Origin of the sequence: Aerococcus suis, from assembly GCF_900176325.1 — a bacterium.
GTDB classification, from domain to species: Bacteria; Bacillota; Bacilli; order Lactobacillales; family Aerococcaceae; genus Aerococcus; species Aerococcus suis.
On sequence record NZ_FWXK01000002.1, the window covers coordinates 325,762 to 347,852 of the forward strand.

Below are 22,091 nucleotides of genomic sequence, written 5' to 3' on the forward strand. Positions count from 1 at the left end.
ATTGATAAAGTCCATATAATTGTGTAAAAGATAATAGGAAAATCAAAGACCACTCAATTATGTAGATTGCGGGCCATTTATCCGACACGAAAAGTGGCTGGGACAAAACTACTTTCATTTGTTTTATAAAGATCTAGAAAAACACACTCTCACTATTGAACAAAAAAGTTCATAGTGGGAGTGTGTTTTTTTGAGAGACCTTTTGTCCCAGCCTCTTCTTTGCTATTCATTTTTAGAAGTTTTTGTTCGTTAACGGGAGTATTTCGCTTTCGATTACATCGGTATACTCTTGTTTAGCGAATTTTTTCACTCTGAATTTTTTCTGTACTTTCTCCCGATTTTCTTCTAGGTAACGATCTTTATCCATATTCTCAAGGAGATTACTCTCACCAGTTTGTTTACCTGATTTTTCTGGTTTGTAATTTTCAATCAGATAATACAAATCATCAGGCTGAACATAAAGGTTTTCGGATAAGTTTTGTACTAAATAATCAATACGCTCATCAATACGTTTTTCGATTTCACTCGATACATTAAGCGTATTTTCTGCTTGTGCTAGCTCATTACCATCCTTAATAGTAGAGAAGATATCTTCAATAATTTCACCTAATTTAGGGTTATTATCTTTAAACTTCGTTAAGTAAGCTTCAGCGTCAACAATGCGTTTGATACGATTTTGACTATCAGGTTCATTTACGATCGTTTGCATTAACAGCATTAAGTATTCGTAATCAATTTGTTGCTTGCCTACTTCAGACAACTGATAATCGAAGTCAATCGTTAAGTCATCTTCTTCATCTTCATCGATTTGTTCTCTAATTTTTTCTAAGGCGTTCTCATACTTACCATGGTAGGACTCTATGACTTCAGGACGTAAGTTGTATTGTTGTTCAAACACATCTTCGTCAAACTCTGAATATACTTGGATAGCGCCTAAGCTTTTATCAAATTCTTGATAAGCTTTCACAAAGAGTTTGAGGGTATCAACATCATCATTGACATCAATGCTCTCTGGGCTAGGCGCAACAGAAATTAAACGCTCATAAGCGTCCTGGAAGCGTCCGTATGACTCATTCCACCCTGGCGCCTGTATGGCGCTCTCTCCACCGTTCGAATACAGAATAAAGGCATTTTCGACCGCTTCTTGATACTGAATTGGATATTGGAAAGTCATAATTTGGCCGTATTGTTTATCCTTGTCGTAGATACGGTTTGTCCGTGAGAAAGCTTGAATTAAATGGTGTGGCTTTGCGGGTGGTCTATCCATGAATAAAATCGCTGTTGAAGGTGAATCGAATCCAGTTAATAGACGATCAACCACAATCACAATATCTAATTGTTCACTACGTGTACGGTATATATCTCTTTTCCGTGCTAAGCGATTATTAATGTCTTGGTTAAAAGCTCTAACCTGTTCTAGGTCATAATGTGTATTGAACGTTTCATTATAATCTTGAATAATTTGTTTATATTGTGATTGACGTTCAAAAGAAGTTTCTTCTGTTTCGTTTAAAGAATAAGTCACCGCTACTTTTGGGAAGTCTGATACTAGACTCTTTGTTTTTTCACTTATCTTAACGCTTGATTTACCTTCTTTTACTTCATTAAACAGCTCATAATAGCGTTGTGCATCAGGAATAGAACGTGTGGTTAAAATCGCACTATAGGTATTCCCTGGGCCACGAGTAAGTTTGAATTTATGTCTTGAGTAATTAACGATTTGGTCAATGACTTTTAGCTTGTGTTCATCGTTTTCATAAGCTTCTCTAGGTAATTTAGCTTCTATTTCTTGTTCACTCAACCCATCTATATCGATACCGGATTGGTCAAAATAATCTACAATAGAGTTCTTTTCAAGTGTATTAATATATTCAACTTGGAAACCGAGTACGGCTTTATCATGAATAGCTTCTTTTACCGTATATTCATGCAGACGTGGGCCATACTGTTCTTCTGTTGTACGTGGCATATCCCCAAATTCATCTCTCGCATTTTCCGCAAATATTGGGGTTCCAGTAAAGCCATACCAAAGTGATTTAGGGAAGAACTTCGTAATTTCTTGTTGTTTTTTAGGGGTCACAGCACGGTGACACTCATCTACAACGAACCCTATGTTTAAATTGCGTAATTTCTTTGCGATACGGTCATCTTCTTTGTCACCGTAACGTTTCATGACATAATTTAATTTTTGTATCGTTGTAATCACTAAGTCACGGTCATTAGCGGTTAATTTTCGCACCAAATCGGATACGTTATCCGTATCATTCACTTCTACAACGTCATTCATTGCATAAGATTTAAAGGCAGTACCCGTTTGTTGGTCAAGGTCAATTCGGTCTACGATAAATATCGTTTTATCTAAAGCAGGACTTCTCAATAAGTTTCTGGCCACTTTATAAGACGTAAGTGTTTTACCAGAACCTGTTGTATGCCATACGTAACCAGACTGACGTTGTCGTACGGCTTGCTCTACTGCTAAGATCGCATGAATTTGATAAGGTCTAAGTAAAATAATGGCTTTATGGTCAGCATCTAACACAGAGAACTCGGTAATCATTTTATGACCTTGTGGAATAGATAGCACTTCTTTGGCAAAACCTAAATAGTTATTGACTCTATTGTTATTTTTATCTACCCATGAAGTTAAGAACTCTTTATTAATATGTTGGCCATCAGCTGCTGCGATATACTTCGTATCTACCCCATTTGTGACCACAAACATTTGAAGCATTGAAAAGATACCTGTATATTTACCTTCGTTTGAGTATTTCTTGATTTGTTCAAAGGCTGCCATATACCCTTCTGAACGATTTTTCAATTCAATCTGAATTAAAGGTAATCCATTAATCAATAAAGTGACATCAAAACGGCGGTTTCGGTCTTGTTCATCACGTTTACTTGACGCATACTGATTAATCACTTCATAAACGGAAATCCCACCAGAAATATCTTGTGATTTGAAGACCGTTAAGGAAACTTTTCCTAATTTCGCATCTTCACGTTGTACAAGGACTTGTGCAATGCCATTTTCCCCTTTTAACCATTCAGCAGCACGATAAAATGACCCAAAGTTTAATTGCGTTTTTACTTGTTCAAACTCCTTATCCGTTAACGGGACGTCATTTAATTTATCCTTATTATTACGAGTCAGAATTTTGCGGAAATTATCCCATAATGCTTCTTCGTTTCTTAAATCTGGCCGATAAGTCCATTGAGATTCACCGTTTATAAGCTGGTCTATCAGCTTATCTTCCATTTCGCTTTCTAATTCAAAGCTTTTCACATTACACACTCCTTTATAATGATTTTTATACAAATACCTTCGCTACATCAATACTCTTTATCAAAGTGAACTGAATATAGCGAAGGTGATTTATATGATTATATAAACATGTTTTGTAGCAAGACTTGTTTCATATTTTGTAATTGATCTAATTTACGTTGATGACCGGAGATAGTGTTATCTAAGTGTTTAAAGAAAGAACCAATCTTTTGTTGTTCTTCTAAATGTGGAATAATAATCGGTAATTTCTTTAGAACATCACCATTTAATTTTGCTCTGCCTCCTCCCACTAACCAAGGAATAAAGTTCATTGATTTAAGACGAGAAACTAAAAATAAATTATCTAACTTTCCTTCCATAGCGCTTATTACATGTGCATGATTATTCACCCAAACCTCACCAGTAACATAGTGTACTGGATAATTTACAAGATCGTTTGCACCATCCTCTGCTATTAAGACAAATTCTCCAATGTGGGTGTAGTCTTTAACGTAATCTTGTATCCCATTTGCACCGTAATAGGGTGTTTCTCCTGGAATCCTATCAGATGCGGTAACTGGAACTCGCAAATTGTCATACATTTCTGATACATCTTTTAACTTCCACTCTTCCCAATCCCCTTCAAACCCAGCAAACCGTAATTTCGGCACCGTTTCGCCTTTACCAGGGAACATTTGCTGTAACAACGCTTCTTTTAGTTGTTTTAATTGGTCTAACTTACGCTGGTGAAGAGTGATAGTATTATCTATCTGTCTTAAAAATGTGCCAATTTTTTGTTGTTCTTCTAATCCAGGAACTTTCAAAATCATATCACGAATTAGACCAAGCGCTATAAATTTTTGAGTTCCTCCAGCATTTTCTTTCTGAATAAACCGATTAAAAGATGGAGATTTAAGATATTGTAGTAACCACCTATTCATTATAGGGTTATAACTTTTTTCTTTAATTAGCGCCACATTTTTAATTGCAAAGTCAGCTCTATCAACAATTACTGGATTACCGATAGTTCCAATCATTCCAAATAAAATATCGCCGATACTAACTTTAGATCTCTTATTAATCTCATTAAAATCTTCATCAGTTAAGAACGATACATCTGTCATATCTAAACCCGAACTGGTTAAATTTTTTGATGTCACCATCGGATGCCCTTGGTTAACATATTTTGGCGAAGCATGTGTTCCATCTCTCACATCAGATACTTCTCCCAACTTACGCTGTTCCCAATCATCAGTAAAGCCTTTAAACCGAAGATTCGGTGCTTTCTGTGAGTCTTTGTTTATACTCATTATCTCAAGACCTCCTTCAATGCATCAATGATGTCTTTGGTATCATCTGTTACCTCTAAATCATCAACCATCGCTAAAAGTTCTTTAGAAACTGCTTCAATTTCTTGATCAGTTTGTTTCATTTCGTCTTTTAAAGCCACAACATCAATTGGTTCAGCTTCTTCAAATGTATCGACATAGCGTGGGATATTTAGGTTGAAATCATTTTCTTCAATTTCTTCATATGTCGCAACATGTGCGTATTTCTCTATATCTTCACGTTTTAAATAAGTTTCGTAGATTTTATCTAAATGCTTTTCTTCTAATTTATTTTGATTTTTTGCTTTAGTAAATTCATTTGAAGCATCAATGAATAGCACATCACGACTATCACGGTTTTTCTTCAGAATAACAACCGTTGTTGGAATACTTGTATTGAAGAAGATGTTTGCTGGTAAGCCAATAACTGTATCAATTGCGCCTTGTTCCAGTAATGCTTTACGGATTTTACCTTCAGCACCACCACGGAATAGTACACCATGTGGGAGGACAATGGCCATTTTCCCATCATTCTTCAAGTGGAAGTAACCATGTAGTAAGAATGCGAAGTCGGCTTTTGATTTTGGCGGTAATACTCCGTAAGAAGCAAAACGTGGGTCGTCTAAGAAACCTTTAGCTGCTGACCATTTTGCTGAATAAGGTGGGTTCATCAATACAGCATCAAAGTTTGTAGGTTCATCTTGTGGCCAGTCCACATCTAAGGTATCCCCATTACGTAAAGTTTGATTTTCTGGATCTACGTCATGTAGGAACATATTCATACGAGCTAGGTTATAAGTTGACGTGTTTAATTCTTGACCGAAATAACGAATTGTTGACGCTTCATTTGAATATTTAGCCGCATTTAATAGTAATGATCCTGAACCCATGGTTGGGTCATAGACGGTTAAACCTTTCTTATCTTCTTTATTTGCCAAAGCGATGCGGGTCATAAGGGTAGACACCTGGGACGGCGTGTAGAACTCCCCAGCTTTCTTACCTGAGTCCTCCGCAAACTGTCCGATAAGGTATTCATAGGCATCTCCTAATGCATCCCCGTCATAATTAGCCAAGTTTAAATTGTCTAAAGCTTTCATAACTTGAGAAATCGTATCGTTTTGTTTTTGTGGTGTAGCACCTAATTTTTTAGAGTTTAAATCAATATCTTCGAATAAATCTTCAAACACGTTTGACGATTGTTCAATATCACGTAAACCTTGTTGTAGGTGTTCACGTTGGAATGTATGGTTATTGATTTCTTCCATCAAAGCAGAGAATGTTAATTCTGGTTTAATTCGATAGGACATTTCATAAACCAATGCAGATTGAAACTCTTCGCTAAATTCATCATCCGCATAAGCTTCACGGTACATATCTAAAGCTTCATCTAAATTTTCTGTTTTTTCTTCTAACATTTCCGATGAATGCACTAGCATCGTATCTGATAAATATTTGTAGAAAATCAATCCAAGTAAATAGTTCTTATACTCACTAGCGTCCATTTTTGAACGTAATACATCTGCTGAATTCCATAATGCTTGATATAGTTCTGTTGCTGTTCCCTTAGTCATGTAAAATCCTCCAAATATAATTTAATGTCATCACTTTTATTGTTTAAAGTACATAATTAAATACTATGCATCTATTATAACAAATGTGTGAATGTTTATAGCGCCGATTTGTAAATGTTTCCTAGCCTCTTGGCATTTTTATTGGCTTCTCTTATTTCAACTTACTTGTGATAATTAATTCGACCAAGAAACTACACAATCTCTGACTTGTTACTCTATTAACTAACTAGAATCTATCCTGAATAATTCATAGCTCTATAATTTAAGCTGGTTTCTTGAATAAATTAATCGTTCTTGGAAAAATTAGGAATTTTTCTACAAAATAGTGCGTTCTCGAAGTAGATTTTAACTAAATGAACCTTCTTACGATTCTCTTGTTTGTTTGAAGGCATACTTCTCCCTTGTAGACGATTGTGAGGCTAATTGTTTTCTGCCTAACACCATTTGAAAGACTGGATCCTGTCGTAACAGATTAGCTGACGAGTCTGCCGAATAACCAGCAATCAATTGCATAATGAGCTGTTCTAATATCGCTAAATTATCATGCGTGTAGTAAGCACGGTTATCTTTAATGTCCAGAAGTGATTTTGCCAAATCAGAAAACTTGAAGGTATCCATTACTTCTTTAACTAAGACTAAACCCGAATCACTCGATAAGCGACCACCTGTATGCGAAATGATGATGTTTGAATTGAATTTTACCTGGTTTTTGTGTAAGCTAATCATGAAGAGAATTCCTTTCTTATGGTTAGTTTAGACACCTTTACCATATCAGAATGGGGTTCTTTTTTCATCACTTAACAGGTGAAAATGAAAAAGTAAATTTAAGCTGCCGTTAGGCAGTTGGCACATGTTTCAACGAAAAGTATGAATTATTCAGGAAAAAACTTAAGGAAATAATCAAGAGGAATAAAACCATGTTTGCTGATTTGGACGAGATTGATAAAGATATGATCATTGACTATACAATAGCTGGGATTATAGCTGTATATCAAACTTGGTTTAGAAACAATCAGAACGTGTCTATTGATGAGATTTCAGTTAAGCTTTCTGAACTTTCTGCAAATGGATTCAATTATTTCATTAAAGGCTAATGTGAGAAGAGAAAAGAGGTAAGATGATGTCAGAATTTATTTTAAGTTGTTGTTCGACTGCAGACTTAACAGAAAAGCACTTCAACAGTCGTGGTATAAATTATGTTTGTTTTCATTTTATGGTAGATGGAAAAGAATATAAAGATGATCTTGGTAAGTCGATTTCATATGACGATTTTTATAAAGCAATGAGTAATGGGGCTGAGACGAAAACATCACAAGTAAATGTAGGAGAGTTTGTAGATTACTTTTCTTCGTTTCTGAAAGAAGGGAAGGATATTTTACACGTATCACTGTCTTCAGGATTATCTGGAGTATATAATTCAGCGTGTGCAGCAAAGCAACTATTGGAAGCGGAATATCCGGATCGAAAAATATACATCGTTGACTCTCTTGCGGCATCGTCTGGTTATGGTTTATTGATGGATAAACTGGCAGATCTAAGGGACGACGGATACACACTTGAACAGTTGTATGACTGGGTAGAAAATAACAAACTGAATCTACATCATTGGTTTTTTTCGACTGATTTATCTTTTTATGTTAAAGGAGGAAGAATCTCAAAGACATCTGGATTTGTTGGAACAACATTTAAAATCTGTCCATTGTTAAATATGGATGAAAATGGAAAATTAACTCCTCAACAAAAAGTAAGAGGTAAGAGACGTGTAATTAGTTTAATTGTAGATAAAATGAAAAATCATGCTATTAAAGGTCTTGAATATTCTGATAAATGTTATATATCTCATTCTGCTTTTAATTCTGAAGCTCAAGAAGTCGCGAGATTAATCGAGGAATCATTTCCCAACTTGAAGAACAAGGTTGAAATAAATAATGTTGGAACTACAATAGGTTCACATACCGGTCCAGGAACTGTGGCACTCTTCTTCTGGGGAGACTCAAGAAAAAATAGATGAAACCTTTAAACTTCCCACTTCACATATTATTTTGCATCGATAGCTAAGCTACAACACACATAGAGTGCGTGGTTTCGATACGTCGGGACGATACCTAGAAATCCTTAGATTCCAGCACTTTGAGCGATTTATCACGTTCATTGATACTAAGGACAAAAGTCTTTATAAAGAGATCAAAAACCGGGTGCTGGTGTCAGTAGTGATCGAGGTCGTATAAGGGGACACGTTATTACATGCTGGCAAACAAAATTAACCGTTCACCGAAGTAAAAAGAAACTAGATCCACAGCACATACTATTTTGAGTTGCAAAAAGGAAAATATCATGGACACACTGGCTTGATGATGCATGATACCGCTCCAACTCAACGGAATTATTATGTCCTAGGGAACTATGAATACGACACCGATTATTATCGAGCTCAATGAATCTGAGGATATTCTGACGAATAGTATCGGTGGTATAATAAAAAATAAGTGAGCACGGCGACTAGTTTCGTCCAGTAAATGCGGAATAGTCGTCCACTGAATGCGAAAGTTGTCGTCCATTCCGCTAATTGATTGAAGAGAATAAGAAATTAATCAAAACAGAGCCCAATATGAGCTCTGTTTTTCATCTTAAAATAAATTAATAGATTATTCGTATTCCTTCATAGCTTGTTCAAGGAACTTAGTGGCTAAATTAACCATTTCATCAGCCGAAGGCTGCTTTTCGTCCTCTAAGTAATAAGGTAGGAGTAACGAGGTAGATTTAAATCGATATCTTCTGGAAGGTATCGTCGAAAATAAAAAAAGAGCGATACGAGTTTCAACTTCAATAGGAATCATTTCATGCCCTCCAAACCGTGACGCTCTCGCATGGATACTTCACCATCAACTATGATTTGATGAGAATTGTGCTTGATTCGATCCAGAATCGCATCGGCTAGTTGAGTGTGTTTGATTTTTTCATGCCAACCTTCAGGTGAAAATGAAAAAGTAAATTTAAGCTGCCGTTAGGCAGTTGGCACATGTTTCAACGAAAAGTATGAATTATTCAGGATCTATATTAGATTGTTAAATCAGAAAAAAACTCTATTTTTTCTCTATAATTTCAGTATCAAAAACAATAAGTTATGAAACCGATAAATTAAATAAAAAAAGCCAATTAAGTGTAAATTGTAATTTTATTTTGCATTAAATTTAAGGGATGCTTTGCACTAATAAATCGAGTAGGAGACTAGCCATTAATGGCTAGTCTCCTACTCGATTTAAAATAGTCCTTTTTTCAATATATAAATACTTTAACTGCCATAAGCATACCCTTTTTCCAGTTCGTCTTTACTTGTAGTTATTTCTATTGTGATATGATCCTTTACACCCGATGTATGAGCAAGCTCTGCAATTTCTTCTTTGATTTCCCTAGTCTTGTTTATATCGGAAGAGTCTATAAGAACCGTAACGATAAGGGCATTTTCTTCTCCGTCCAGTGACCAAATGTGAAAATGAGAGAGGTCCTTTACAGCAGGAATATTGTTAATGGAGTTCGCCAGGTTCTCTACGTTTACATTTTCCGGCGAACCGTTCAATAAAATTTTTATTGTACTGAAAAATTCAGGTACAGTTTTATAGAGGATATAGAGTGCTATCAAAATCGATAAGATTGGATCCAATCGATAAGCCTCGGTAAAGTTCATTACGATACTCACAACCAAGACCCCAATCCACCCTAATACATCTTCTAGCATATGCAGGTTCAACATGCCTTCGTTTTTAGACGACCCTTTGCTTAGAATCCAAGCCGCATATCCATTCAATCCAATAGCCACGAGTGAAAGCCAAAACATGCCACTGTAATTAACCGGTTGCGGATCAATCAAATGTGGGATACTTCGGTAAATCATAAAAAATGAGCCGCCGATCAGTACTACTCCAGTTATCAACGCCCCTAATAATGAAAAGCGGTTATAACCAAAAGTGAACTGTTCATCTTGCTGCTTTTCTGAGTACCCCTGGAAAAACCAAGCGAATCCAATAGAAATGGAATCTCCTAAATCATGAACGGCGTCGGACATAATTGACACACTATTGAAAAGAGCCCCAAAGAAAAATTCAATCATGGAAAAAATAAAGTTGGTGAAAAAAGCAATTTTAATATTCTTATTCGGTTGATTTTGGTGCGAGTGATTTTCTTGTTTCTCTGACTTTGAAATTTTAAAAACCTCCATTTAGTTTTATACCTTATTAGCTTTTATTGTTCTTGTTCATTGATATGAGTTAAGACTTGTTCGAGAATACTGAAAACATGAAGATCATCAAGACTGTAAACCATGCTTTTCCCTTCTCTTCTTGCCTTCACTAAACGTGAATCTTTCAATATTTTTAGTTGGTGTGAAATCGCGGACTGTTCCATATCCAATGCAAGCACAATGTTTCCAACACTGAGCTCTTCTTTCTGTAAAAGAAAGAGAATTGACAAGCGTGTAGGGTCACTAATCACTTTGAATACTTTGCTTATTGATTGGATCTTCTCTTTATTGATTGGCGAAGTTGTTGATGTATCCATATGCTCTTATTCCTCTCACATGATTTTCCATTCATATATATAATACCACGTGAGTAAAACGATGCTAGTTTTTTGTTTATAGACAAAATTAAGACTTTTGTATCAGCAATAGTAGTCCATTTGAATAAGAAGCATCTTGTCTTGACAAAATTCATACAGTGAGTTAATATGATTCTGTAAACATATGAATGTAAATTCATATGTTTACAGAATCATTCCGATTTACAAATAAAAGGAGATGGAGACTGGATAAGCCCAAACCATATGAATCCTTGCCTTACTTAAGCAAACAAACGAGCTCAGAATTTGCAAGGCACAAAAAAAGTCAACAAAAATCAAAGAAATTTAATAGAAAGGTGATAGAAATGGAAACTACCAAAGAGCAACATTCACAGGAAAAAGAGAAACATAACCACGACCATGATCACAATCACGGGAAGATGCCTATTATTCTATACTTTATTGGTTTGGCATTGGCAATTGTTGCATTGTTCTTAAGTGGAGAATATCAATTAATTAAAAACATCATGTTCTCACTCGCCACAATTAGTGCGGGCTATCATGTCATTGTTCTGGAAGGTCTTGGAGAGACAATTGAGAATACAAAAGCAAATAATAAGTTTACGCCTAATTCTCATATTTTAATGGGATTAGCGGCTATAGGAGCTTCAGCGATAGGGAATTTTTGGGAAGGAACGTTGTTGATTCTCATTTTTTCAGGCGCACATTTCCTGGAAGATTACGCTGAAGGAAGAAGTAAACGAGAAATCACGAAATTACTCGAAATGAATCCAACGACTGCCCGGTTAATCCAGCCTGATGGCAGTACAAAAAATGTTGACGTCAGTGAATTAAAAGTGGGAGATCAACTTCAAGTATTGAATGGCGATCAAGTCCCCATTGATGGCGTCATTTTGTCAGGCTCTACGTCCATTGATGAGTCGTCTATTAATGGAGAAAGTATCCCAAAAGAGAAGTCCAAAGGAGACGACGTTTTCGGAAGTACAATCAATGGAACAGGTACTTTCACAATGGAAGTCACTAAAGAAAATAAAGATACAGTATTTTCAAAAATTTTACAGTTAGTAAACCAGAACCAAGACAACCAAACAAAAGCTGCGAGTATAATCCAAAAATTTGAACCGAAATACGTTACAGTTGTTTTAATTGCCATTCCGTTATTCATGTTATTGGCTCCTTTTCTCCTAGACTGGACATGGTCACAAAGTATCTATAGAGGATTGGTCCTTTTAGTGGCAGCTTCACCCTGTGCTTTAGCAGCAGCTACTGTATCGGTAACTTTATCGACGACTTCTAACTTGGCCAAAAAAGGCGTCCTTTCAAAAGGTAGTTCTTACCTGTCTCAATTAGCCGATACTCAAGCCATTGCATTTGATAAGACCGGAACTTTGACCAAAGGAAAACCTGAAGTAACCAATTATTATTTTGCTGATTCCGTGAACGAAGAAAATATGATTGATATCGTGGTAGCTCTTGAAAAAGAATCCAATCACCCCTTAGCAGATGCCATTCTAAGAAAGTTTGAACAAAAAAATCAACTGACTATTGAAGTAGAAAATCAGATTGGTAAAGGGTTGACAGGAGATTACAACGGCAAAAATTATCGGATCGGAAAACCAACTTCATTTGACGAGGTTGCAAATGAATATATTCGTTTAAATAATGAGTGGGCATCAGAAGGTAAGACAGTCGTATATGTAGCAGAAGATGAGAATGTCATTGGACTTATAGCTCTCATGGACGTTCCAAGTGAACATGCAAAAGAAACTATTAAATACTTTAAAGAACAAGGCATACACACCACTCTAATCACTGGCGACTCAGAAATGACAGGAAAAGCAGTTGCTGAACAATTAGGAATAGATGAAGTAATCGCGAATGTCATGCCAGAAGATAAATCTCGAATTATAGACGAGCAAAAAGAGAAATACGGCGTAACAGCAATGGTGGGTGATGGTGTAAATGATGCCCCAGCCCTTGTGAATGCAAATGTAGGGATTGCCATGGGAGACGGAACCGATGTAGCAGTAGAGGTGTCTGATTTAGTTTTAATGCAGGATGACTTATCTAAATTGGTTAAAGCTCATGGAATTTCTTCTAAAATGAATCGTGTCATATGGCAAAACATCCTTTTTTCAATGGCAATCGTAGCCTTTTTAGTTGTAGTGAGTTTATTAGGTCTAACAGATATAGCAATCAGTGTCATTATTCATGAAGGAAGTACGTTGGTCGTTATTCTGAATGGACTTCGTTTATTAAAATCTAATTAATTCTATCAAAACCCATAAATCTAGGGTATAGTAATAACTGTCTGAAGTTAATATGCCTTTAACGTTCTAAAAACGTTAGAGGCATATTTTTTATAAATTACTTTGTCTCAAAAACAATCGATTATGATACGATTTTTAAGGACTATTTTTTTACTAAAAAAGTAGTCCTTTTCAGTATCAAAACTTTTCTCTTTATGTATGAATCTTTAACCACCATTTATGATACAATAAAATCAAAAAAAAGGATGAGTTTTATGAATGGATATATATATGGCTATGCTAGAGTGAGTACACGATCACAAGAGTTAAACCGACAACTAGATTTACTCAATGAGCAAAATTGCAATGAGATCCTTACTGAAAAAATGACTGGAACAAAATCCGATCGGCCTCAGCTGAACCGACTAAAGGATAAGATACGTCCTGGAGACACAGTTATAGTGGAAAGTTTCTCGCGTCTAGGTCGTAGTACTAAAGATTTAATTGATCTCGTTACTTACTTTGAAGAGCATAAAGTGAAGCTTGTAAGTCTGAAAGAAAACTTCGATACTAGTACACCCCAAGGACGCTTAATGATGACCGTTTTCCAAGCATTCAGTCAGTTTGAGCGTGATTTGATTGTAGAGCGTACGAAAGAAGGTTTAAAAAGCGCGCGGGCTAGAGGTAGAAAAGGTGGTCGCCCACGCGTTAATCAACGAGATATTGAAAGAGCAGTGAAACTATATGACAGTCAGGAATATAGTGTAAAAGAAATTACGGAAATGACTGGTATTAGTAAAGCTACACTCTATCGATATTTAAAATAGTAAAAAAAAGCATTTTAAGGCAGTTTCGAATCTCCGAGTGGATGACTCTCCACGAAACAGTCTTAAAATGCTTTTTAGTTTATTCGATTCTACAGATATTATATAACTCAATTGTATTCTTTACGTATATCTACATCTTTATACCAATCTAAATGAGGAGCCAGTTCTAACTCTGGCATATCAGGGTATCCTGACCCTCTAAATGCTTCTACCACTAATCGGTGAATATACCTCTTTTATATTAGGTCTAATAGCAAAACCATCCCCTAACATTTTCTGAGAAAACACATCATCTTTCACTTCTGTAATTGGAACAAATACCCCTGTATTTACGCTATGTAGGGTTAATTGGTTCGTCTTCTTTTTAAATTTTTTAAATAAATTCACACTTTATCTTCCCTTCAAAGAAACAATTACTCCATTTCTAGTAATTCTCTCATTTCTGTCTTATAGACTGCTGCTTTGTTACCATAAATAATTTGGATACCAGATGGAACATTAACAACACCATTTGCCCCTAGTTTTTCCGTGAAATGAGTACTTGATTCAACTTTACTTGGCTCTTTTAAAGTTATTCTCAAACGTGTAAAACAAGCATCTACTTTCTCAATATTATCTTTACCACCGACAGCAACAATGATCGCTTCTAAAAGCTCTTTAGAATCTGTAGTATTTTCAACAGTACCAGAAATAACAACATCCTCTACTTCTCTACCTGGAGTTTTTAAATTCCATTTAATAATGGCAAATTTAAAAATAAAATAATATAAACAAAAATATAAAGCACCTAAAGGTATCACCCATAACCAGTTAGAACCTTTATCCGCCCCCATAATTCCGTTAAAAATAAGCGACATAAATGGTCCCCCAAATGAAGCAGAACCAACTACGTTAAATGATACTATATAAGTTAATAGGTAAGCGACTCCTGATAAAATTGCATGAATACCAAATAATATCGGTGCTACAAATAAAAAACTATACTCTAAAGGTTCACTAATTCCCATTAAAGCACAAGGAATAACTGCAGCTATCATTAAGGATGCAACTTTTTTCTTGTTAGCTGGTAGAGCTGTTTTATACATAGCTAACGCAGCTCCCGGTAATCCAAACATCGCAAAGATTACTTTTCCATTCATTAAAAAACGGCTAACACTAATATCAAAGTTTGCCCCTGGCGTATTTAAAATAGCATTATAAATATTAACCGCACCTTCCACTACTTGACCGCCAATCTCCTCTACACCACCCAAACTAGTAAAGAAAAACGGTAAATAAATAAAATGATGTAAACCAAATGGTAGTAGTAAACGTTCTGATGTTCCATAGACAAAAGATCCTAAAGATCCAGTTGACACGATAAATTCAGACATAGTCCCCAAAGCATTTTGAATTGGTGGAAAAACAAATGCCATTATTAAACCAACAAAAGAAGAAGCAATAATAGTAATAGCTGGAATAAAACGTGTCCCATTAAATAGTGAAATAACAGATGGTAGTTCAATTTTATAATATTTATTATGTAAGTAACTGACTAAAAGTCCAATGATAATACCTCCAAAAACTCCGGTATCTAAAGTTAGAACTTCTAAAATACTCCGCTGACCTGTTAATAAATTATCGGGATCAATGGTTCCCTTTAAGACCAAGAAAGAACCCATCACAGTGTTGAGCGTCATGTAACCTAAAAAGCTAGCTAAAGCAGCTGTTCCTTTCTCGGATTTAGCAAAACCATACGCAATTGAAATAGCAAAGATAACAGGAATATTATTATTAACTACATTTCCAGCGTCCTTCATCAAACTAAATAAATAGACGAAGAAAGTACTGCCTAAAAATGGAACTGATTTAATTAAGTTAGGATTGGAAAAAGCACTTCCTACGCCAACTAAAATACCTGATATCGGTAAAATCAACACTGGAGCCATTAAAACTTTTCCTAATTTCTGAAATGATTCTAAAATCTTCTCTTTTATCATTATTATTTCCCTCCCAAAAAATCGCTTTCATTTACTTGTACTAAATAATAAGAAGGAGCTTAAAGCCCCCTCTTATTATTTTAATTCTGGCCAGTAATCTACATTTGCTTCAATTAAAGCATCTAAAATATTTCTAGCTTTTTTAGCATCTCCTATAGTTCTATTTAAAGTTAAAGCTTGTAATGCTTTTGTATATGATTTTTCTAAATAAGCTTCACATGTTAATTTTTCGTAAGCATATTGGCCTTCGATTAATCCTTTGTAAAAAGTACCTATTTCACCTACTGCGTATGGTTGTGGTCCATTAGCACCTAATGATGCTGCGACTTCAATCATTAAATCATTTGGTAAATTAGAAACAATCCCATTATTTGGAACAATCACAATAAAGGTTTTTCTTAAATTACCATAGATAGAAGCTGCAACTTCAACAATCATATCTCCGTGGGCATCATTATGAACAATATGGGAGTCTTTTGCTGTTCCAACCTGAGCAATTCTCTCACACTCTTCAAACACACGTTTTTCACGTCCATCCATTACCTCATTAGCTCGTGTATAATTAGGATCTAATGTAGATAACTTGTATTCAGGATATAAATAATACTGTAAGTAAGTATTTGGTAGATAATCTGGAAAGTCTTTAATCATATCTTCCACCATAGCATAAGTATCTAGCCATGATTGATCACGTTGTTCTGCATCAACAGGTAAGAAGCCATTCTTAATCGTATAATTTTTGATTTCAGGTAATAAATCATTTCCTTCTTTATCATACACATGTGTGAACCAACCAAAATGGTTCAATCCAAAATAAGTTGGTTCAAATTCGTTAAAATCACGATTGATTAAACGTCCAAACGAACGCAATAGATTGACGGGCTGATCACAAATATTTAAAATACGTTTATCATCTGGGAACACCATATTTAATGCATGGGCAACAATAGCCGCTGGATTTGTGTAATTTAAAATCCATGCTTTTGGACTTAATTTACGAACATCTTCAACTAATTCTATCATGTCTCTAATTGATCTCATTCCATAAGCAAACCCACCTGGTCCACATGTTTCTTGTCCAATAAGATCCATAGACAAAGGAATTTTTTCATCTTTTTCACGCATTGGATAACCACCCGTACGCATTTGACAGAAAACAAAATCAACATCTCTAAAAGCTTCTTCCTTATCAGTTGTATAGGTAAACTCTATATCTGGTGTTTCCTCCCTAAATAAAATCTCACCAAATTTCCCAATAACTTCTTGTCTTTTTTCATTAATATCATACAAAGTTATTTTATCAAAAGGAAAGATATCTTGATGTCTTGTCAAAGCTTTTAAAATTCCTGGAGACCAAGTAGATCCTCCTCCAACAATAACAATATTATTCTTTTTTTTCATTCGAATCACTCCGTTTCATTTGATAATCCTAGTCTATACAATTTTTAATCAAAAAAACGCTTTTTTGATGACTCTATATCAACAACACCCATAAAATAAAAAAAAACACCGTTGTGTTACTCAACACAACGGTGCTAATTCTTCAAAAATATAATTTAATACATAATAAATACCTAATCTAGAAGAAACATCCATATCGGCGTAAGTTAATTTGTCATAAAAAGTATACATAGTAACATCAGCTATCTGAGAAATTGAATTTTGAGAAAATCCTGTAATCGAAATCATCTTTGCCTTAGTCAGTTTAACTAAACGAGCCGCATCTAAGGGGGTTTTAGTCTCACCACTTAGACTTACTACAAATACTAAATCATTTTCTTTCAGTTTTTCAGCTCGTTGTCTCATCACATGAGGCTCATAATAAAGAGACGACTCAAAACCTAATATTCTTAATTTCTCTTTCATTTCCTCGCAAGGAAACTTAGAAGGTCCACAACTAAAAAAGTAAATATGATTAGCAGCTAAAATTAATCGTAATACTTCTTTTACTGTACTCGAACTCAATAACTCCTCTGTTCGGTTCATTTGATCAATAAGTTTTAGCCGGTTCCCTTTTTTCAAAAAACTACTCTTATTATGTTCCGTTTCAATAGCTAATTTTAATTCAGTATACCCACGATAGTCCAATTTTTTAGCCATTCTGACAATCGTATTCGGCGAGACATAGAGTCTGTCTGCTAGTTCTTTCAATGTACTATTCTTTAATAAAGAAAAATTTTCTTTATCCATCATATAGTTTAAATGTATTAACTCTTGTTTATTTAATAGATGCTGATTGGCTTGAAGATGACTAAATAATCCCATGATAAAATCTCTCCTTACTTGTCATCATTGCTTATCTTTATTATATTTTAACACATCATACCTCAACTTTCGCAGTTAAAAAATCTGTTTAATCCTTTGATATAACGATGTTCTAAAGACTTAACTATCAAAAATGTACACAAAAAGACACCTCTCTTTGGTAAAATGTAGTTACCACACAACACATACGAAAGAGGGATGTCTTATGGCTACTATTTTACCATAAAAATAAACCCCCAAAAGTTAGATTTTTGGTCTAACTTTTGGGGGCCTCTACAGTGATATGCATAAGTCTTTTTTTTGTTGTCTTTTCATCGAAAGAAGATATATCCAAAAGACAGGAAAATACCCTCGTTATCTAAGGTCGAATATTTAAGAAGTGTATTTGATGAGACTCCCTTATTTTGATTGACCTATATTAGAAAAGATATGTTCAAAGTTTTAACTTTTGAATACGAGATAACAAAAAAAGAAAGCTTTTGAGGCTGGGACAAAACTACTTTTGCGAAAAAAGTAGCCCCACTTTCGTTTATTTTTATAAAGATATAGAAAAATACACTCCCACTACTGAACAAAAAAGTTCATAGTTTTGGGAGTGTATTTTTTTGAGAGACCTTTTGTCCCAGCCTCTTTTTTAATAAATGTAACCAGCTATTATTGCCTTTGTTTTCCTATCTTTACCCAATACTAATTATAAGGTTACCATTGATTTACTTTTATTGATTTTATAATTCCTTATTTTTAAAATTATATTTTCTAAATATGATGAACACTATTGAGCAATTTAATTGTTTATCGTATTTAGGAAATCAAAAATTGAGAAAAAGCGGAAAAATAGAAAAAAACCTATACACACGGAAGTTATCATAGACTTCTTGTGTATAGGGATCTTTTTACTTTTTAAATTTATTGAATGTTTATTCTTCGCCGTTTTCTTCTATATCTTCAATTAATTGTTCCATCTCAGCAATTTCTTCTTCTTGTGCTTGTATAATTTCTTCGCTTAATTGCTGTACTCGTGAATCTGTGAGATTGGCATTTTCACTAGTCATAATAGCGGTAGAGTGGTGTGGAATCATGGCTCTCATCCAAGCAGTATCGTCTACGCCAACTTGGTTTTGAATAAGCCCAAACGATCCCAGCACGAGTAAGACTGAAAGCCCCATTATAACGGCGTTTAATTTTTTATTATCATACATTTTCCACATAAAACCCATCATAATGATAGCCATGACTGCGCCCATCAAAATAGCCATATAAACACGGGTTTGACTCAAGTAAATGTGCGCAAATTCATTGACATTCACAAACATTAGAAAGTACATAATGACTGTTGAAGTTAAAATCATGAGGGCAAATTTTAGGTATTTATTCATAAGTATCCGTCCTTTTTTAGCATTTCTTAAACTTTAAGTTTGGTAGGTATTTTAATGTACCACTAGTGATTATTGAGCTAATTCTTCTTCAACAAACCATTTATGATTACGAACAACTGCTCCGCCATCTGTTGGTTGGTAATCCACCATATAAACATTCGTAGTTACAGCGTCATCAATTATTGCAGTTGCTCCTTCCATACCTTCCATATGGTCGGCTTCTAATGTCACTTCTTCTCCAGGTTCAAATGCGCCTTTGGTTGACTCAGAAATGTCTTCGTGGATAACCCAGCGATGATTTTCCTCTCGTTCTCCACCATTGGTTGGATTGAAAGAAACTTCATAAGCCGTCGTAGCAAATACGCCAGAAACAGTTGCTTCGGCACCTTCCATTCCAGGCATATGATCGCGCTGAAGAATAACAGATTCTCCTACTTCGTACATCGGATTTTCAGCTTCTTCCAAGCCTTCTGGAATTTCTCCCGACTCATCATGCTTCATATCTCCCATATTATCCATATCTCCCATATTATCCATATCTCTTGTTTTTTTGGACTCGCTAATTATCTGGTTCTCATAGCTATCTTCTAATGATGGTTGATTTTCAAGTGTGTAGTTAGCAAATATTAAATCAGCGTTTTTAATATTAAATGCTTCAGTTAAATCGTCTACTGAAAAATTAGTACTTTGAGAAATCGCCCAGAGAGTATCTCCCCAAACCACTTCGTAATTTTTAAGTTCTTCTAATGTATCGTATTGGGAAACATCTGCTTGTACTTCTTCTACTGTACGCGCTCTCCAAAATTGGCTTGAGTCTTGTACTTCTTCCCCTAATTCTTCTTCTATTAGCCATTTATGATTTTCAACAGTATCGTCTGTTTCTGTATCCGTGTACGTGACCATATAAACAGTGGTGTCTTCTGCCGAATCAATAGTTGCGGTCGCCCCTTGCATACCGGGCATATGGTCAGCTTCTAGAACGACTTCGTCACCTGCTTGGTAAGGCTCGTCTTGGGCATTTTCAACTTCCTCGTGTACAACCCATTTGTGATTGGCGATTTCCTCTCCTGTTTTGGTATCGTTATAGGTGATTTCATAGGCAATTGAATCAAAGGCACCTACAACCTCACCTGTAGCTCCCATCATTCCTGGCATGTGATCGGTTTGAATCGTTACTTCGCTTCCTTCTGGATAAGTTGGATTTTCTGCTTCTGCCAATCCTTCTGGAATTTCCCCAGATTCATCATGTTCCATACCTTCGTGGCCTGTTTGAGATTTATCCGTTGTTTCGCTAGCCACCGTTTTCGAGCCAGTTTGAGCAGCATTATCTACATCATCAAGTGTATTCGCGCCTACCTTATTCACTAGAGGATAAGAACTTAATAATGCTACAGATAAAAGACTACTTATAATTGTTTTTTTCATACGATTTCTCTCCTTTTGGTAATACCACCTTTGTTTACAAATGTAGTTAAATGAATTTACATGTAGCTTATCATTACCCCTTATCATTGTCAAACACTTTGATTTTTATCAATTACAAATGAAGACTTATCGTTGTTTTTATTATCTCATCAATATTTAAAAAGCGATTCCATAATAAACACGTAGATTAATTTAGAAACCAAAGACAACAAATTATCCCTTAGATCACCTATAAATCCCTTATTAATGCCCACTAATTTTAATTGTTTTTAAAGTACTTCTTTTACAAGTTCAGTCAAGCCCATATCTTTCGTTAAGATTTATGTTGCAACCTATAGTTATAAGAAATGAATATGGCAAAAAGTGATTAGGTAGCGTTTATTAATCCATGTTCATTAGTCTTAACTTATGAATACGGTTTTTAATGTGGTTATGGAGAATTAATTAAGTTAGTAAATGATTCTCTATATTTTTTGGATGTGTAGGTCAATATAGAGAGTTTTTCAAATATATTTGAATATATACATACTAGTGTGTTTGAAAATGCCACACAGAGCAAATATGAGCTTTACACGGCATTTTTATTTTTAAGGATTACTTTCATTTTCTATTCTTTCAGCATATTTAGATTGAAATACATTTTCAAGATTGGAAATAACTTCAGGCGTATATAAATAGATTAATAATCTTCCAGACATATATATTTCTTTCAATTGCATGACCCCTTTTAGATTCTAACTGATTCCATACTTCCCTTGCATGGTCCCCTTTAAATTTTAACTGGTCCCATACTTCCTTTGCATGATCCCTTTTAAAACTCAAACCGAACTCGTACAACCTCCCTTGATCCTCCTTAAAATGATTCAAGGCCTGACTGCCTAACTTTCCTTTTTTCTGCTTAATCATCTTGCCGACCCTTTAAAATCTCTCCTTTAATTTGCGCCCATGACCTTTGAAGGCTCGCCTATATAAAGATACTTTTTATCCGTTTGACCTTGCTAGGCTTTACTAGATAAGCTAGGCATACTTTGTGATTGCTGAAAAAGGGTGGAAGAGCATAAGGGAAAATGGTGCATTTTTATCATTTTCTTGTTACAAGTTGTTACACTATTGCACCACTTTTTGCAGTTTCTTGATGCAGTTTAAACCTTGATTTCATAGGCTTTTGGAGCGACTTGTAACAACAAAAAGTTTGTGAAAAAGTATCTTTTTCCTTTAGGGCTTACACTTTGGT

15 protein-coding genes and 3 pseudogenes are annotated in these 22,091 nt (G+C 35.0%); 4 read left to right on the top strand and 14 right to left on the bottom strand.

Annotated features, from left to right (window positions below):
• Positions 1-232: 232 nt before the first annotated feature.
• The 4 genes and pseudogenes from B8955_RS03220 to B8955_RS03235 all read right to left on the bottom strand — a co-directional run.
• Complete coding sequence (locus tag B8955_RS03220; RefSeq protein WP_327078274.1) at positions 233-3,283, bottom strand: type I restriction endonuclease subunit R; 3,051 nt, start codon at positions 3,281-3,283, stop codon at positions 233-235.
• 98 nt (positions 3,284-3,381) lie between these two features.
• Positions 3,382-4,572, bottom strand: coding sequence for a restriction endonuclease subunit S (locus tag B8955_RS03225; RefSeq protein WP_084098457.1), 1,191 nt, complete (start codon positions 4,570-4,572; stop codon positions 3,382-3,384).
• Positions 4,572-6,161 (bottom strand): type I restriction-modification system subunit M, encoded by a 1,590-nt coding sequence (locus B8955_RS03230; RefSeq protein ID WP_084098459.1) that lies wholly within the window; start codon positions 6,159-6,161, stop codon positions 4,572-4,574. The genes B8955_RS03225 and B8955_RS03230 overlap by 1 nt, the downstream gene beginning before the upstream one ends.
• 405 nt (positions 6,162-6,566) lie before the next feature.
• Positions 6,567-6,887, bottom strand: a pseudogene (locus B8955_RS03235) (transposase); the annotation flags it as partial.
• Between the two features lie 152 nt (positions 6,888-7,039).
• On the opposite strand from B8955_RS03235, the pseudogene B8955_RS06880 reads away from it, so the two are divergent.
• A pseudogene (locus B8955_RS06880) lies at positions 7,040-7,255 on the top strand (TetR-like C-terminal domain-containing protein); the annotation flags it as partial.
• A 26-nt stretch (positions 7,256-7,281) separates the two neighbouring features.
• The gene (locus tag B8955_RS03240; RefSeq protein ID WP_084098461.1) at positions 7,282-8,172 is read left to right on the top strand and encodes a DegV family protein; all 891 of its coding nucleotides are present in this window, start codon (positions 7,282-7,284) and stop codon (positions 8,170-8,172) included.
• Between the two features lie 634 nt (positions 8,173-8,806).
• Here B8955_RS03240 and B8955_RS03245 read toward each other — a convergent pair.
• The 4 genes and pseudogenes from B8955_RS03245 to B8955_RS03260 all read right to left on the bottom strand — a co-directional run bounded on the left by B8955_RS03245 (position 8,807) and on the right by B8955_RS03260 (position 10,715).
• Positions 8,807-8,998, bottom strand: a complete 192-nt coding sequence (locus B8955_RS03245; RefSeq protein WP_084098462.1) for a hypothetical protein — start codon at positions 8,996-8,998, stop codon at positions 8,807-8,809.
• Positions 8,995-9,126 (bottom strand): annotated as a pseudogene (locus B8955_RS03250) (ATP-binding protein); the annotation flags it as partial. The pseudogene B8955_RS03250 and the gene B8955_RS03245, both read right to left, overlap by 4 nt.
• Positions 9,127-9,453: 327 nt before the next feature.
• Positions 9,454-10,377 (bottom strand): cation diffusion facilitator family transporter, encoded by a 924-nt coding sequence (locus B8955_RS03255; protein WP_084098464.1) that lies wholly within the window; start codon positions 10,375-10,377, stop codon positions 9,454-9,456.
• 23 nt (positions 10,378-10,400) lie between these two features.
• A complete protein-coding gene (locus B8955_RS03260) occupies positions 10,401-10,715 on the bottom strand; it encodes an ArsR/SmtB family transcription factor (protein WP_048728532.1) in 315 nt (104 codons plus the stop codon).
• Positions 10,716-11,080: 365 nt separating this feature from the next.
• Between B8955_RS03260 and B8955_RS03265 the strand changes: the two genes are divergently transcribed.
• Positions 11,081-13,006, top strand: a complete 1,926-nt coding sequence (locus B8955_RS03265) for a heavy metal translocating P-type ATPase (protein ID WP_084098466.1) — start codon at positions 11,081-11,083, stop codon at positions 13,004-13,006.
• Between the two features lie 254 nt (positions 13,007-13,260).
• Positions 13,261-13,812, top strand: coding sequence for a recombinase family protein (locus B8955_RS03270; RefSeq protein WP_084098468.1), 552 nt, complete (start codon positions 13,261-13,263; stop codon positions 13,810-13,812).
• A 198-nt stretch (positions 13,813-14,010) separates the two neighbouring features.
• Here the strand turns inward: B8955_RS03270 and B8955_RS03275 are convergent, their stop codons facing one another.
• The 6 genes from B8955_RS03275 to B8955_RS06795 all read right to left on the bottom strand — a co-directional run bounded on the left by B8955_RS03275 (position 14,011) and on the right by B8955_RS06795 (position 20,857).
• A complete protein-coding gene (locus B8955_RS03275) occupies positions 14,011-14,199 on the bottom strand; it encodes a PTS glucose transporter subunit IIA (RefSeq protein WP_084098470.1) in 189 nt (62 codons plus the stop codon).
• Between the two features lie 26 nt (positions 14,200-14,225).
• On the bottom strand, positions 14,226-15,791 hold the full coding sequence (locus tag B8955_RS03280) for a PTS transporter subunit EIIC (protein ID WP_084098472.1): 1,566 nt from the start codon (positions 15,789-15,791) through the stop codon (positions 14,226-14,228).
• Positions 15,792-15,866: 75 nt separating this feature from the next.
• A complete protein-coding gene (locus B8955_RS03285; RefSeq protein ID WP_084098474.1) occupies positions 15,867-17,192 on the bottom strand; it encodes a 6-phospho-alpha-glucosidase in 1,326 nt (441 codons plus the stop codon).
• 120 nt (positions 17,193-17,312) lie between these two features.
• The gene (locus tag B8955_RS03290; protein ID WP_084098476.1) at positions 17,313-18,056 is read right to left on the bottom strand and encodes a MurR/RpiR family transcriptional regulator; all 744 of its coding nucleotides are present in this window, start codon (positions 18,054-18,056) and stop codon (positions 17,313-17,315) included.
• Positions 18,057-18,973: 917 nt separating this feature from the next.
• Complete coding sequence (locus tag B8955_RS03295; protein ID WP_084098478.1) at positions 18,974-19,432, bottom strand: DUF305 domain-containing protein; 459 nt, start codon at positions 19,430-19,432, stop codon at positions 18,974-18,976.
• Positions 19,433-19,501: 69 nt separating this feature from the next.
• A complete protein-coding gene (locus tag B8955_RS06795; RefSeq protein WP_143238354.1) occupies positions 19,502-20,857 on the bottom strand; it encodes a DUF1541 domain-containing protein in 1,356 nt (451 codons plus the stop codon).
• Positions 20,858-22,091 lie beyond the last annotated feature (1,234 nt).

Coding starts and splice junctions, on each gene's coding strand:
- B8955_RS03225 (WP_084098457.1), bottom strand. CDS start 4,572: ATGAGTATAAACAAAGACTCACAGAAAGCACCGAATCTTCGGTTTAAA.
- B8955_RS03230 (WP_084098459.1), bottom strand. CDS start 6,161: ATGACTAAGGGAACAGCAACAGAACTATATCAAGCATTATGGAATTCA.
- B8955_RS03240 (WP_084098461.1), top strand. CDS start 7,282: ATGTCAGAATTTATTTTAAGTTGTTGTTCGACTGCAGACTTAACAGAA.
- B8955_RS03245 (WP_084098462.1), bottom strand. CDS start 8,998: ATGATTCCTATTGAAGTTGAAACTCGTATCGCTCTTTTTTTATTTTCG.
- B8955_RS03255 (WP_084098464.1), bottom strand. CDS start 10,377: ATGGAGGTTTTTAAAATTTCAAAGTCAGAGAAACAAGAAAATCACTCG.
- B8955_RS03260 (WP_048728532.1), bottom strand. CDS start 10,715: ATGGATACATCAACAACTTCGCCAATCAATAAAGAGAAGATCCAATCA.
- B8955_RS03265 (WP_084098466.1), top strand. CDS start 11,081: ATGGAAACTACCAAAGAGCAACATTCACAGGAAAAAGAGAAACATAAC.
- B8955_RS03270 (WP_084098468.1), top strand. CDS start 13,261: ATGAATGGATATATATATGGCTATGCTAGAGTGAGTACACGATCACAA.
- B8955_RS03280 (WP_084098472.1), bottom strand. CDS start 15,791: ATGATAAAAGAGAAGATTTTAGAATCATTTCAGAAATTAGGAAAAGTT.
- B8955_RS03285 (WP_084098474.1), bottom strand. CDS start 17,192: ATGAAAAAAAAGAATAATATTGTTATTGTTGGAGGAGGATCTACTTGG.
- B8955_RS03290 (WP_084098476.1), bottom strand. CDS start 18,056: ATGGGATTATTTAGTCATCTTCAAGCCAATCAGCATCTATTAAATAAA.
- B8955_RS03295 (WP_084098478.1), bottom strand. CDS start 19,432: ATGAATAAATACCTAAAATTTGCCCTCATGATTTTAACTTCAACAGTC.
- B8955_RS06795 (WP_143238354.1), bottom strand. CDS start 20,857: ATGAAAAAAACAATTATAAGTAGTCTTTTATCTGTAGCATTATTAAGT.